Source organism: Archangium primigenium, from assembly GCF_016904885.1.
GTDB lineage: Bacteria > Myxococcota > Myxococcia > Myxococcales > Myxococcaceae > Cystobacter > Cystobacter primigenius.
Window position 1 is genome coordinate 9426725 of record NZ_JADWYI010000001.1, and the last position, 13901, is coordinate 9440625.

Here is a 13901-nt window from a genome sequence, read left to right on the forward strand (position 1 = left end):
AGTGGAGGTCCAGGGGTTCGTCCAGGCTCCTAACACGGACCGCCCCCGACGCCATCCACGCCGTGGAGATCAGGCGCGCCGGGAGGGGGCCTGGGCCACCAGGGCCCGGATGACGTCCGCCTCGAAGGGCTTGTCGATGCGGCGCGCGGGCACGGTCTTGAGGAACTCGTGCGCTCGGGGGGTGAAGCTGCCGCCCGTCATATAAACGAAGCGCGAGAGCAGCTCGCCGTGCGTCGGCGCCAGGCGCTCGTGCAGTTCCATTCCCGACATCTCCACCATCATCAAATCACACAGCACCAGGTCGAACGCGTCGTCCTGGGCCAGGAGCGCGAGCGCCTCGCGGCCACTGCGCAGCACCACCACGTCGTGCAGGCGGCCGAGGATGCGCCGCAGCACCGTGCCAATGGCGGGCTCGTCGTCGATGACCAGGACGCGCTTGCGCGCCTGCACGTCCGCCACCGTGCGCGCCGACTCCAGCGCCTGGATGGACACGTCCTCGCACACCCCCAGGCTCACCCGGAAGACACTGCCCCGCCCGGGCTCGCTCTCGGCCTTCAGGTCCCCCTGCATGCCGTGCACGAGCCCCAGACAGATGGACAGCCCCAGGCCCAGGCCCTCGCCCCGGGCCTTCTTCGTGGTGAAGAAGGGCTCGAAGACGCGGCCGAGCACCTCGGGCGTCATGCCCTGGCCGTTGTCGCGCACCTCCACCACCACCTGGGCCCCCTCCCGCCAGGTCGTCAGGGTGATGCAGCGCTCGGCCGCCTGGCCCTCGGGCATGGCCTGGGCGGCGTTGACCAGCAGGTTGAGGAAGACCTGGCCGAGCCGGCCTTCATGGGCGAGCACCCGGGGCACCGCGCCGTAGCGCCGCTCCACGCGGGCCCGGTGGCGCACCTGGGGCATGGCCATGGTCAGGCTGAACTCCAGCGCCGCGTGCACGTCCACGGCGCTCAGCTCCGAGTCCTCCACGCGCGACAGGGTGCGCAAGTCCTTCACGATGGAGCGGATGCGCTCGGCGCCCCGGCGCGCGTCTTCCAGGGCCCGCAGGGGCTCGCGCAGCCGCTCGGCCTGGGCGGGCTCCCCGTCCCGCGCGACCCCGGCGAGCTGCTCGAGCACCACCTGCAGGTTGCCCAGGACGAAGGCCAGGGGGTTGTTGATTTCATGGCCCACGCTGGCCGCGAGCTGCCCCGCCATGGACAGCTTCTCCGTGCGCGCCAGCCGCACCCGGGCCGTGTCCAGCTCCACCGCCTGCTGCCGCGCGAGCGCCTCCGCGTCCCGGCGGCCCACCTGTTCGAGCAACAGCCGCGCGTCGCGCTCGCGCTCGGCGTGCTTGCTCGGGGTGATGTCCTGGGCGCGCAGCACCACGCCGTCGCGGAAGCGGTGCATCGCCAGCCGCAGCCACATGGACTCGCGCAGGAGCACCTCCTGGATACAGGGCTGCCCCGTCTCCACCACCTGGCGCAACACGGCGAAGTGCATCTGGGCGAGCGGCGAGGAGAAGCGCTCCAGGAAGCGCTGGCCCACCATGGGCATGCCCACCAGACTCGCCAGGGGCGCGGACGCGGCGTTGAAGAACACCCACTCGAAGTCCAGGAGCGTCCCGGCGGCGTCGCGCACGGCGCGCAGGACCGCGCACCCGTCCGGACTCGTGAGCTCCACCTCCGTCAGCATCCCCCGCCATGCGTCCGTGAACGCCTCGGGGCGCGAGGCGGGGGGAGGACGGGGCTCGTTTCCGGCGGACATGAAAAACCTCGAAGACGTGTCCCCCCGGGCGACGTGCACAGCCTAACGTCTTCTCCCGGGAAAACGCGAGATGCCGTACTCCTGGCACCCCGCGTTTCACCGGGGGTGGGAGGGAGCGACTACTCGGAGATTTCCCGCACGCTCAGCCACTTGAAGTCCACGTCCGTGGCGCTGTCCCAGCGGAACGTGGCGATGGGGCCGCCCCAGGTCAGCGGCATGCCGTTGACGGCGCCGCCGCAGCGTTGGGTGTCACCGCCCATCTGCCCGGAGTCGGTGTAGTCGTACACCTTCTTCCAGGTGACCTTGTCCGCGTTCTCGTTGAGCCACAGCTCGAGCTTCACCGCGGGCTTGCCGCCCGCTGTCGTGTTGCGCATGACGGACTTGAAGCCCACCCAGCGGCCCTTGAGCGAGGCGGTGCCCGTCTTGTAGGGCGTCTGCTCGTAGCTCACGTGCCAGGCCTCCTTCTGCCAGCGCACGCGGCCGTCGAAGTGCAGGCTGCCCTTGTAGGAGGTGCCCTCGCACGCGAGCGAGTCGGTGTGCCGGCCCCCGCGCGCGTACCAGGAGAAGTTGTCGCTCATGTCCTTGGCGGCGTTCACCTTGACGAAGCCCGTCATCTCCACGTTCTTCCAGTCGTTGGCCGCCTGCATGTAGCCACGGCTCGCGAGCACGTCCGGGTCATACGTGGGGATGAGCTTGGAGTCATACCCCGTGGAGGTGAAGACACTCATGCGCACCTTGTCGCTCTTCATCTTCCAGGAGCCGTCGGTGTTGCGGCTGATGGGGTTTTGCGGATCGAAGCGCTTGTCCGCCAGGACCCCCTCGGAGAGCACCCACGCCTCGCCGCCCGCGCGCGTGGGGTAGAGCTGGGTGACGCCGAACGCATCCGCGTCCGGAGAGGGTTCCGGCGTCGGCTCGGGCGTGGGCTCCGGCGCCGGGGGCGGGGGCGTGGAGCCGCCCAGGATGGCGGCCAGCTCGGAGATGCTCGCCCAGGCGTTCTGGGTATTGCCGTTCACCGTCACCCGCACGTAGCGCGCGGTGTGGGCCGGGAAGGCGTAGCGCTCGGCGGCCTTCTGCTTCACGGAGGCGCCCGCGTAGACGGTCGTGAAGGACTTGCCATCCGTGGACGTCGCGAGGGTGAAGCGCGAGGAGCGCTCGTCCCCCCGGTACCACGCGATCTCCAGGCCGGAGAGGGATTGCGCGCGGCCCAGATCCGCTTGCAGCCATTGGCCCTTGCCGTCGGCGGACCAGCGCGTGGAGAGCACCCCATCGATGGCCTGGGCGGGCGTGTTGCCGTCATGCCCGCTCGCCGTGGCGGACACGAAGCCTCCCGCGGCGAGCACGGGCGCGGCGGTGAGGGAAGCGAGACAACAAACACCCAGGGCGGACAGCCGTCCGCGGCGCGAAGACACGAGATTCAATCGGGGGTCCTTGGGGAGGGGAAGGCCTGAAGCGCCTTCCATGGGGTGGCTTTCGAAACACAAAAGGGAGAGGACAATTCCTCTCCCTTTCGTTTCATCCCAGCCACGGGGGCATGGCCCTGAGTCCATGCCTCCCCATGTATGCCTTTGGCGCCCGCCGAGGCTCGCCCTACTTCGTCAGTCGCACGACCACGGCCGACGGGCCCTGGAGCTTGAGCACGCCCGCCGTCAGGGGCGACTTCTCGTCCGCGCCGCCAAAACGCGCCGCCTCGCTCCAGAGCACCAGCCGGGCTGTCTCGGGCAGCGGGTACTCCAGGGGGCCCTTCACGGCCACGATGACCTGGAAGGAGTCCTCGGGACCCTGACGCTCGAGCAGCAAGCCGTTGTCGCCCAGCGGCCGGGCGTCGTAGGAGCCGCGGCCCCGGGGCTGTAGCGAGGGCTCGGTGGCGCGCAGGTGCAACAGCTCCTTGTAGAGGGCACGCACCCCGGCGTGCTCGGGCTTGTCCGCCTCGCTCCAGTCGAGCTTGGAGCGCTCGAACGTCTCGCTCGCCTGCGGGTCCGGCACCGTGTCCCCGGAGAACTTGGAGAAGCCCGCGAACTCCTTGCGCCGGCCCTCCGTCACCAGCTTGCCCAGCTCCGCGTTGTGGTCCGTGAAGAAGATGAAGGGCGAGCTCGCGTTCCACTCCTGGCCCTGGAAGAGCAAGGGCGTGTACGGGGAGAGCAGGAGCACGGTGCTCATGGCGCGGAAGGCCGCCGGGGTGACGTCCGCGCCCAGGCGCTCGCCCTGGGCCCGGTTGCCGATCTGATCGTGGTTCTGGATGCAGTGCACGAAGTGCCACGGCTCCACCGAGGAGGCGGGCGTGCCGCGCGGCTTCTTGTGCACCTGGGACTGCTGGCCCTCGTAGAACCAGCCCTGGCGCAGCGTGCGCGCGATGTCCGCCACGCTCCCCGTGTAGTCGGCGTAGTAGCCCTCGCTGTCGCCCGCGAAGGCGCGGCGCAGCTGGTGGTGCAGGTCATCCGCCCAGACGCCGTCCAGCGCGTGGCCGTCGCGCTCGGGCGGGCCCACGAGCTTCGTGTCGTTGCGATCGTCCTCGGCGATGACGGTGACGGTGCGCTCGCCGGCGGCGGCCCGGGCGCGCTCGGCGATCCGCGTGAGCAGGTGCGGCCGCGAGTCGTCGATGATGGCGTGGGCCGCGTCCAGGCGCAGGCCGTCCGCGTGGTAGTCGCGGATCCACATGTCCACGTTGGAGAGCACCAGCTCGCGCACCACGTCCGAGCCCTCGCCGTCGTAGTTGATGGCCTCGCCCCAGGGCGTGTGGTGCTTGCCGGTGAAGTAGTGCGGCGAGAAGCAGCGCAGGTAGTTCCCGTCCGGCCCGAAGTGATTGTACACGGCGTCGATGAGCACCCCGAGCCCCCGCGCGTGCGCCGCGTCGATGAGGCGCCTGAGGCCCTCGGGGCCGCCGTACACGGCCGGCGGCGCGAAGAGCGCCACGCCGTCGTAGCCCCAGTTGCGCGTGCCCGGCCAGCTCGACAGCGGCAGCAGTTCCAGCGTGGTGGCGCCCAGGTCCTTGATGGCGTCCAGCCGGGAGATGAGCGCGTCGAAGGTGCCCTCGGGCGTGACCGTGCCCACGTGCACCTCGTAGATGACCTGGGCCTTGGGGTCCACGCCCTTCCAGTCCTTGTCCGTCCAGGCGAAGTCCGCCACCACCACCTCGGACGGGCCGTGCACGCCCTCGGGCTGGGCGCGGCTCCAGGGGTCCGGGAAGGGGCCCTCGCCATCCACGCGCAGCTTGTAGCGCACCCCCGCGCCCCGGCCGGCGAGCGAGCCGGTGAAGAAGCCCTGGCCCTCGTCCTTCAAGGGCACCACGTCGCCTGGCTGCCCGTCCTGCCCGTGTAACACCACCTCCACCTTCTGATGGGTGGGGGCCCAGACCCGCCAGCGCACACCCACGCCCTCTTCCACCCAGGCGCCCAACCGCGGGGCCTGACCTCTCGCCGTCTTGGCTTGTTCCATGGCGCCTACTTAGCCACCCTCACCGCGCGTGGGGGGCACCGTGCCTTCCGCTCCCGCGGCAGATGTTCACCAGTCAGCCGGTCTCCGGTACGGGATGCCCCCTCCGAGAGCGGCCGGGCACCGGAGCCGGAAACACGAGGTGCTTGTCGCCCGGGGCGCGAAACCGGAAAGATGATGGGCACCGCATGAGCCCACGTCCCGATCTGCTCCACTCCCTTCCCTTCGAGCCCAGTGAATCCATCCGCGAGCGGGTCGCCGCGTTGGAGGTGCTCTCCCCGAGGCAGATCGACCAGCGGCTCACGGAGCTGGGCTACCGGGGCCAGACGGAGGCACGGCGCGCGGCGGCGGTGCTGGCCTACCGCCACGTGCAGCGGCTGCGGCGCGTGCACCTGGAGGGCCTGGCGACCGAGCCCGGCGCGCGCGAGAACTGTCTGTTCCTGGGCCCCACGGGCTCGGGCAAGACGTTCCTCGTGGAGCTGCTCTTCCGCGAGGTGCTGGGCGTGCCCGCCGTGGTGGTGGACGCCACGCAGTTCTCCGAGACGGGCTACGTGGGCGATGACGTGCGCACCATGCTCTCGCGCCTGTACGAGGCCGCGGACGGCGACGCGGCGTGGGCCGCCTGTGGCGCCATCTGCATGGACGAGTTCGACAAGCTCGCCACCAGCCGCTCCGATGCGCGCTTCGCCGGGCAGCAGACCACCAAGGACGTGAGCGGCTTTGGCGTGCAGCGAAGCCTGCTCAACCTCTTGAGCGCCGCGCGCGCGGACTTCCCCCCGGACTTCGGCTTCACCAGCCGCACCCCGCCCCTGCCCATGGAGCTGTCGACGCTCACCTTCATCGCGTGCGGGGCCTTCAGCGGCCTCAAGGGCACGGCGGAGGAGACGGGCGGCCCGAAGGAGCGCCTGGGCTTCGGCCGCGACGTGCGCAAGCGCGAGGTGGCCATCGCCGAGCGCGTGACGGACGAGCAGCTCGAGCAGACGTCGGCCTTCGCGCGCTACGGCTTCATCCCGGAGCTCATCGGCCGCTTCAACCGCATCGTCTCCTTCTCGCCCCTGGACGCGGTGACGCTCGCGGACATCCTCGAGGACAACGTGCTGCGCGGCTACGCGCGCGAGTTCTCCCACGAGGGGCTGGAGCTGGTGGTGGAGCCCTCCGTGCGCGAGTGGGTGGTGACCCGGGCGCTCAAGCGCGAGACGGGCGCCCGCGGCCTGCGCGCCGCGCTCGTGCCCCAGCTGGAGCGCGTGGCCTACGAGCACTTCGGCGCGCCCGAGGTGTCCACCGTGCGCCTCGTGCTCGAGGGCGACGAGGTGCGCGCCGTCGCGAGCTGACGCCCGCCGCGCGGGTGGCCTGCCCTGAAGCAGGAAAACGGGTTATCATCGTTTTCCCTCATTTCAGGAGCATGCATGCCGCACCCCGAGAGATCCTGGCCCCTGGCGTCCCTGCTCGGCTGTGTCCTGGCCGCGGGCGGCGCGGACGCGGCCACGCCCCGCCCGTCGCTGGTCAACACGCGCATCGCCACGCCCTTTGGCGCCAACGGCCACGCGTCGAGCATCGACGGGCGGCTGTTCATCGGCAACGTGGGCGAGGATCACGCCACCACGACGACCACCTGGCGCGCCCGGGTGTTCAAGCCCGAGGCCGTCACCTATGACACCGAGGGCAAGCCGGGCTTCGGCGCGGCCTTCTCCCCGGGCAAGACGACCCAGGTGAAGAACGGCGAGAACGCGCTGGCGCTCTGCTTTCCCAACCCCGCCCAGCCCTACACGCTCGCGAGCGGCGTGGCCGTCTACCAGCCCTACGTCTTCGACTCGATGATGTTCAACGGGCCCAACCGCTTCCGTCGCCGCACGATGGAGGCGCGCGTCAGCCAGCCCTTCACGACCCAGGCGGAAGTCGCCGCGTTCACCACCGGCGCGCTGGAGACGCTGACGACGGTGACGGGCGCGGGCATTTTTGGCATCGAGCCCACGATGACGTCCGACGGGCGGCTGCTGCTCTACCAGGGCGGCCCCCAGAACGACGGCGCCATCGACCGCATCATGTACAGCTACAACCCCACGCCGTGCGCGGCCACGGGGTGGAGCACGCCGCGCCCGCTGTCGATGATGTACAACGACACCACCTCGGGCGTGAAACGCTACCCGCTGGCCTGGAAGCGGCTCAAGGCCGCCACGGGCGAGGACTTCGGGGACACGCTCACCGGCGACATCGTGCGCGGCGCCTACCCGTGGGTGGACCACGAGGGCCGCAACGTGCTCTTCATGGCCGTGGGCTTCTCGGGCGCGGCCGGCGGCCGACGCGAGGCCGTGAGCCTCGTGGGCGCGGACACCGGGTGGACGGCCCACCACGTCGACGGCAGCATCAACACGGACCGGCAGGACCTCGCGCACCTCTTCTACTCGGGGCCCATGTGGAACTTCGAGCAGGAGCGCTCGCCCAAGCAGAACTTCCCCCCGGGCGCGAGCAACGAGACGCGCTACCTGCCCGTCACCAAGACGCATGACGTGCTGTCGCTCTTCGGCAGCAACACGTCGGACTACAACGAGGTGGACCTGGGCGAGTTGAGCCATCCCTTCCAGGTGCTCACCCTGCCCATGAACGAGCTGGTCACGCGCGCGGGCACGTACGATCTCACGCGCACGCCGGACACCTCGGGCCACTTCTACACGGGCACGCTCGTGGGCACCGCCAGCATCTCCCCGGGCAACGCCGTCACCCAGTCCACCACGGGCTCGCTGTGGGAGCCGCACGGCAAGGGCAAGGCGCTCACGCTGCCCGGCGGGGGTGCCCTGCGCGTGGGCCTGGCGGACGCGTCCAACACCGTGCCCGGCGTGGGCGCCGCCGTCCGGGGCTTCTCGGTCCAGCTCGCCCTGCGGCCGGACGCCACCGTCAACCAGGGCTGCGGCGGCAATCCCTACCGCTACCTCCTGGCCAAGCCGGGCGCGTTGGATCTCATCTACGAGGCCAACGGCGCGGTGAACATGTCCTTCGTCATCAACGGCACCCGGGTGCGCATGGGCTTCAGCCAGGCCCTGCCCAAGGGCAAGTGGACGCACCTGGCCTACACCTGGGACGGGGTGTCGGGCGAGTTCGGCGAGTACATCAACGGCGTGAAGACGAGCCGCGCGCTGCCCACGGCGCCGGGCACCTTCAAGCTCGGCACGGGGGACCTGTTCGTCGGCGCGGGCCCCAACCTGGACACGCAGGCGTGCCCGGCCAATGGCGAGGGCTCCTTCCAGGGCGCCATCGACGAGGTGCGCTTCTTCAGCCAGGCGCGCTCCAACCGCAGCATCTGCCTGACCACGCTCGGCGCCGACTGCAAGGACGCGGCGATCCAGGAGGAGCCCACGGGCCTGCAGTTCGTCATGAACCAGCAGCACCCGGACTGCAACGGCATCGCGGCGCTGGGCACCGAGGCGTGTGCCGTGTCCATGCACCGCGTCTGCGCGCAGCGTGGCGCGGATGACGCCCTGGCGAGCGCCACCAACTTCTATGAAACGCTCCAGCAGGTGGTGGGCAACCGGCCGCCCATCTCGCTGTTGGGGGTGCCCGCGTCGGCCACCGCCACCACGGTGAACGTGGCCTGCGCGCCCATCCAGCACGAGAGCCTCGCCGTCACCTACGAGGAGCTGGCGCGCCGCCATGCCGAGTGCGCCGACGAGCGCGCCTCCCAGAGCACCGCCTGCTCGGCGGCCATCCACCGCTGGTGCAACAGCCTCGGGTGGACCACGGGCCAGCTCTTCGAGATGACGTCCCGGCCGTGGGTGGGCTGCTTCAACTCGGGGCTCGTCCAGGACGTGTCCCGGCAGCAGCTCGGCACGGCCTCGGCCACCGATGTCACCAGCGGCGCCTCGCGCCTGGAGGTCAGCGCGTGGTGCCAGGCGCGCGGCTACGGGGCGGGCGTCGTCCAGGAGTTGGGGGGCGGCAGCGTCGCCCAGGTGCACTGCTTCCAGCCGGCGGTGACGCGCGCCTGGAAGTTCACGCCCTGAGCCCAAAGTGAGCCAGGAATGGGCCCGGGCCTAGGGAGCCCCCAACACCCCGGGCTCCCGGGCCTCGCGGCGCAAGTGGACCTCGAGCCAGAAGGTGCCCCCGGGGACCAGGGACGCCAGGAACGCCAGCGTCACCCGCTTGAGGCCCCAGCCCTGGTCCAGCGCGGCCGTCATCAGCGTGAGCAGGTAGGCGAGGAAGAGCACGCCGTGCGCCATGCCCACCGCCCGCACGCCCTGGGGCAGGCCGAGCCCGTACTTCAAGGGCATGGCGATGAGCAGGAGCACGAGGAAGGACAGGCCTTCCCAGAAGGCGACGAGGCGGAAGCGGCCCAGGGACGTGGTCAGCATCCGGGCGTCATACCAGCTTCCCCTCGCCCCGCACGTCCCCGGCCTCCGCGCTCCCGGCCGCTCGCCTGGTTCCCCCGGAGCGTCTGTCCTGGACGTTTCGGCGCACGGCCCCTGGATCCGAGGCACCGGCGACGGAGCGAGCGGGTAAGGTGCCCGGATGGCCGATGCCCCCCTCATCCTCGAGAAGGCTCACGTCCTGTGCTACCGCACCTTCGACATCGCGGAGGAGATCAACCTCGAGCTCGCCCGGCGGGTCGTGTCCGCGGATGCCCGTCGGCTCAAGCTCGGCCGGGACAACAGTCAGTACCTGCAGTTGCCCAACCCGCCCCTGGCGTTCGAGCTGGGCCGACGCGCGCTCGCCCTGCGGGGGGGCCCGGTCACCGTGGACGTGACGGCGCGCCTGTTCGACCATGGCGCCGCCTCCATCATTCTGCGCGTGCCGGTGACGCCGGGCACCCGCCTGGACGCGCTCACCGCGCTGGCCGACGAGCTCTACGACAGCGTGGCCCTGGAGGAGCTCGCCCTGGAGCTCATCGAGTCCGTGCGGCAGACCATCGCCCCGGCCATCCTGCTGCCCCACCTGTGGGATCAGAACGAGAGCTACACGGTCCTCTTCGTCGAGCGGCTCCAGGGCAATCCCTCGGCCGAGGAGCTGGTGGCGCGCGCGGACCTGGCGCGGCTGCTGCTCGGCGAGGTGGGCCACCGGCCCCTGTCCACCCGCGAGCGCGAGTCCGTCACCCAGGCGCGCTTCAGCTACACGGTGGACGATCTGGTGGTCGTCGACTGGAACAGTGCCTTCGTCTACGAGCCGTCCGGCTCCAACGACATCCCGGACCTGTTGGAGGTGGCCAACGCCCAGCTCCTGGAGTTCCGCTACTACGACCACCTGCTGGATGCGCACATGGGCCGCATCCACGATCAGGTGCAGGCGCGGCGCAATGACTGGCGGGCGCTCCTGCGCAGTCCCTACCGGGGCCTGGCGCGCGAGACGCTCACCACGCTGGTGGACCTCAACGAGTTCGTCGAGCGCGTGGAGAACAGCCTGAAGATCATCGGCGACTTCTACCTGGCCAAGGTCTACGAGGCGGCCATCCGGCGCATGCGCATTCCGGCCTGGCAGGCCTCGGTGACGCGCAAGCAGCAACTGCTCACCCAGACGTACAGCCTGCTCAAGGGCGAGGTGGACACCGCGCGCTCGCTCACCCTGGAGTTGATGATCGTCGTGCTCATCATCCTCGAGGTGCTCTTCGTGGTGCTGCCCGTGAAGCACTGAGGGACACCCGGAAACGACTCGCCCCGCGTGCCCGGAGACCGGGCGCCACGGGGCGAGGGGTTACGGCCAGCAACGACTCAGTGCGTGGCCTGGGCGTGCGCCGCCTCGGCCTTCACCGGCTCGACCTTCACCTGGTCACGGGCGGACATGCCCGAGTTGTCCGTGCCCGGGCCCACACCGAAGGGAGCCACGTCACGCTCGGGGGGAAGGGGCTGGGGCTTGGTGATGGCGTAGGGGCCCTGATCCATCTTGGCCTCCGCCGGCTTGTTGCCGCAGCCCACCACGAAGGTGCTTCCCAGTCCGATCACCGCGACGCTTGCCACCCAGCGCTTCATCGTGTCCTGCTCCTGTTGCAAAGGTGTGTCTTCCCGCGCAGGCTACGGCCCCTCCGGGGTCAGGACAAGAGCGAGCCGCCGAGCGGGCCCCAGCCCCACCGTCCGTGAGGGCCGAGGCCTTGGGGCGCCAATCAGCCGCGGTACTGGTGGACCGACAGGATGGGGTAGTTCATCTGCGAGTAGCTGATGCGCTGCGACCCGTCCTTGTTGATGTTGTTGGAGCCGATGAACTCGGGCTTGCCGTTCTTCATGCCCGCGAAGAGCACCACGTGGTGGCCGCCCGGCGTCTTGAGGGACACCACGTCCCCCGGCTTGGCCTGGTTGATGGACACGCGCTTGAAGTTCGGGTCGTTGTCCAGGTTCTTCTGCAGGCCCACCACGGCGTTGTGGTGCTGGCTGTCCTTGATCTGCCCGGCCTGCTCCAGGACCGCGGAGACGAAGTTGGCGCAGTTGACGTTGTTGGGCACCCAGTCCTCCATGTCCGCGCCCACGCCGTTCTTCTCCAGCTTGAGGCTGGCGGCGTTCTTGTCCAGGTGGGAGCGGGCGATGTCGATCGGGCTGCCCTTGGGGCCCCGCGACGCCGGACCCGTGGGGGCCGTGGCGCCCCCGGCGCCGCCCGTGCCCCCGGCCGGCTTGCCACCCGCCTGCGCGCCCCCGGCCTTGCCGCCCCCGGCCTTGCCCGGCTCGAAGCTGTCGCGCGCGCCCGGGAGGTTGAGCGACTTGCCCGCGTAGATCTTGTTCGCGTTCTTGATCTGCGGGTTGGCCTTCATGAGCGCGCTCACCGTCGTGTGGTGGCTCTTCGCGATGGCCGACAGCGTGTCACCGGACTTGATGCGGTAGCTCATGGGGTTCTTCCCGAGGGGTAGAGGCGAAACCGAGGTTCAAATTCGCGGACTCGGAGAAATTCTCGGGCCGTGAGTCCCAGGAGTTGCTTCGAAAAACACACCGGTGCCCACACCGCGTGAAAACACCGAGGGCCGCCCCCCGGACGCCTCGAGGAGGAGGCGTGACGGGAGCGGCCCTCTGTGGACAGCGAAGGTGAAGCGACGGCTTACGGGTAGAGGGCGCGGGCGCCCGTCTTGTCCATGGACGTCAGCACGAGGTCACCCGTCTGGGTGCCCTTGCACTGGGGGTAGTGCATGACGGAGGAGGAGTCGTAGTTGGTCAGGCCGCGCCAGGCCGCGTCCTCGTAGCAACCGGTGCTGGACAGGCGGGTGTGCTCGTGGCGGAAGCCGAGCGTGTGGCCGAGCTCGTGACGCAGCACGCCGGCCAGCGTCCAGGCCCCCGTCATGCGGAAGGCCGAGCTGTCGACGAGAACGTTGCGGGCGGAGCGGCCCGAGTTGGGGAAGAAGGCGCGCGCCGTGTAGGACTGGCCGCTGACCTGGCGGATGTCGAACACCACGCCCGTCTGGGACGCGGTGCAGTTGCTGTCGTAGGTGCTCGCGTGCACGAAGTTGACGTTCGCCGTGGCCTCCCAGGCGGCCGCCGCGCTGTTCATCGCGGTCACCATGGCGTTGTAGTTGGAGCCGAACGACGTCTTGCTGATGCAGTACGTCAGGTTGCGGGCCGCGGTGGCGCTCCACTTGATGTCGCCGCCGCTGTTGTACACGGCCAGACCGCCCTGGCTGGAGCCCACGTCGCCACGGGCCACCGTGGACTCGTAGTACTCGCGCAGGTTCTCCACCGCCTCGTCACCGTTGACGATCCACACGCCCTCCACGTCCTGGGTCGCCGAGGCCTCGAACTCCTCGTACGTGGGCATCCGCTGCTCGGTGGTCTCCTGCACCGTCTCGGGACCACCACAGGCAACCAGGGACATACCGGCCAGCACCGCCATGGACAGCTTGCGCATCGGAACAACCTCTTGGGGAAACGACGAGGGGGACGTGCCCGATGGGGGTCAACCCAACCCGGTCACGTGCCCGGAGCATGAGCAACTCCCGGGCCAACACCCCCGCTCCTCGGGGAAACCCCGCGCACCCCGCACAACGGCCCCATTGCTTGGTGCACCGCTGTTCCAAGAATTCGAGAATCGCTGCCGTGTTTCTTGACACTTCCCACTCAAACCCCTGCGATTCCAGGGACTTGGAATCCACCTTGGGAGACTGTCCGGAAACAGGACAGGGGTGACTCAACTCCGGACAGTGTCGCGCCAGCGGATGAGGAAGGTGCCGGCGGTGCCGTCGAAGGACCAGACATCCACGTGGACGTTGCGCGCGCCGGCCATCTGCTGGGCCCGCAGGAGCAGGCCCGCGGCGAAGGAGGAGTGGTCATCCAGCACGTCGTTCATCCACAGCTCCACGTAGCGCGGCCCGTGTTCCTGCAGGCGCACCTCGCTGAAGTTGTTGCCGCTGCTCAGGTCCGCGCCGATGCGCTCGAGCATCCGCCGCGGTCCCAGCACCGGCGCCAGGTCCGCCAGCACGCGGCCCACGGACGTCTGGAGGTAGCCCTCCACGAAGTGGATGCCCATCCACCAGTGCGCCTCGGAGGAGGACAGGTGGGGATAGAGGAGCGCCGAGGCGGTGCTCACGAAGCGCTTCCACTGCGCCAGGGGGTAGGCCACCTCCAGGGGCTGATCCAGATCCAGCCCCACCTCGCGCAGGAGCCGGCGGCCCACGCCCGTGAGGTTCGCGCCCAATTCCCGGACGAACAGGGCCTCCACGGCCGTGGCGAACACCAGCTTGTGCTCCGACATGAGGCATCCCCTCGGCGCCACCGGGGGGAGGCGCCCATCACTCGGAGCAAGAAACCGGATTCTCGCCGCCGATGCCTCCGTCCCCTGGG

The 13901-nt window shown here is 70.0% G+C and carries 11 protein-coding genes; 3 read left to right on the top strand and 8 right to left on the bottom strand.

From position 1 onward, the window contains the following. Positions 1–69 precede the first annotated feature (69 nt). The 3 genes from I3V78_RS38615 to treZ all read right to left on the bottom strand — a co-directional run bounded on the left by I3V78_RS38615 (position 70) and on the right by treZ (position 5172). Positions 70–1740 (bottom strand): ATP-binding protein, encoded by a 1671-nt coding sequence (locus I3V78_RS38615; protein ID WP_204496220.1) that lies wholly within the window; start codon positions 1738–1740, stop codon positions 70–72. Positions 1741–1859: 119 nt separating this feature from the next. Continuing rightward, on the bottom strand, positions 1860–3149 hold the full coding sequence (locus I3V78_RS38620; protein WP_338023866.1) for a discoidin domain-containing protein: 1290 nt from the start codon (positions 3147–3149) through the stop codon (positions 1860–1862). A 178-nt stretch (positions 3150–3327) separates the two neighbouring features. Then, positions 3328–5172, bottom strand: coding sequence for a malto-oligosyltrehalose trehalohydrolase (treZ, locus tag I3V78_RS38625; protein ID WP_204496225.1), 1845 nt, complete (start codon positions 5170–5172; stop codon positions 3328–3330). A 185-nt stretch (positions 5173–5357) separates the two neighbouring features. Here treZ and I3V78_RS38630 point away from each other — a divergent pair, with 185 nt between their 5' ends. Both I3V78_RS38630 and I3V78_RS38635 read left to right on the top strand, forming a co-directional pair. Next, positions 5358–6500 (top strand): AAA family ATPase, encoded by a 1143-nt coding sequence (locus I3V78_RS38630; RefSeq protein WP_204496233.1) that lies wholly within the window; start codon positions 5358–5360, stop codon positions 6498–6500. Positions 6501–6575: 75 nt separating this feature from the next. Further along, positions 6576–9161, top strand: a complete 2586-nt coding sequence (locus I3V78_RS38635; protein WP_204496235.1) for a LamG domain-containing protein — start codon at positions 6576–6578, stop codon at positions 9159–9161. Positions 9162–9191: 30 nt separating this feature from the next. Here the strand turns inward: I3V78_RS38635 and I3V78_RS38640 are convergent, their stop codons facing one another. After that, a complete protein-coding gene (locus tag I3V78_RS38640) occupies positions 9192–9509 on the bottom strand; it encodes a DUF3817 domain-containing protein (RefSeq protein WP_204496237.1) in 318 nt (105 codons plus the stop codon). Positions 9510–9666: 157 nt separating this feature from the next. Between I3V78_RS38640 and I3V78_RS38645 the strand changes: the two genes are divergently transcribed. After that, a complete protein-coding gene (locus I3V78_RS38645) occupies positions 9667–10782 on the top strand; it encodes a hypothetical protein (RefSeq protein ID WP_204496240.1) in 1116 nt (371 codons plus the stop codon). Between the two features lie 77 nt (positions 10783–10859). Here the strand turns inward: I3V78_RS38645 and I3V78_RS38650 are convergent, their stop codons facing one another. The 4 genes from I3V78_RS38650 to I3V78_RS38665 form a co-directional block, all read right to left on the bottom strand. Continuing rightward, complete coding sequence (locus I3V78_RS38650) at positions 10860–11117, bottom strand: hypothetical protein (RefSeq protein ID WP_204496242.1); 258 nt, start codon at positions 11115–11117, stop codon at positions 10860–10862. Between the two features lie 131 nt (positions 11118–11248). Continuing rightward, positions 11249–11962: a C40 family peptidase gene (locus tag I3V78_RS38655; RefSeq protein WP_204496244.1), complete on the bottom strand. Its 714-nt coding sequence runs from the start codon at positions 11960–11962 to the stop codon at positions 11249–11251. A 206-nt stretch (positions 11963–12168) separates the two neighbouring features. Then, positions 12169–12969, bottom strand: coding sequence for a M57 family metalloprotease (locus I3V78_RS38660; RefSeq protein WP_204496253.1), 801 nt, complete (start codon positions 12967–12969; stop codon positions 12169–12171). A gap of 279 nt (positions 12970–13248) precedes the next feature. After that, a complete protein-coding gene (locus I3V78_RS38665) occupies positions 13249–13812 on the bottom strand; it encodes a DUF2378 family protein (RefSeq protein ID WP_204496255.1) in 564 nt (187 codons plus the stop codon). Positions 13813–13901: the final 89 nt, after the last annotated feature.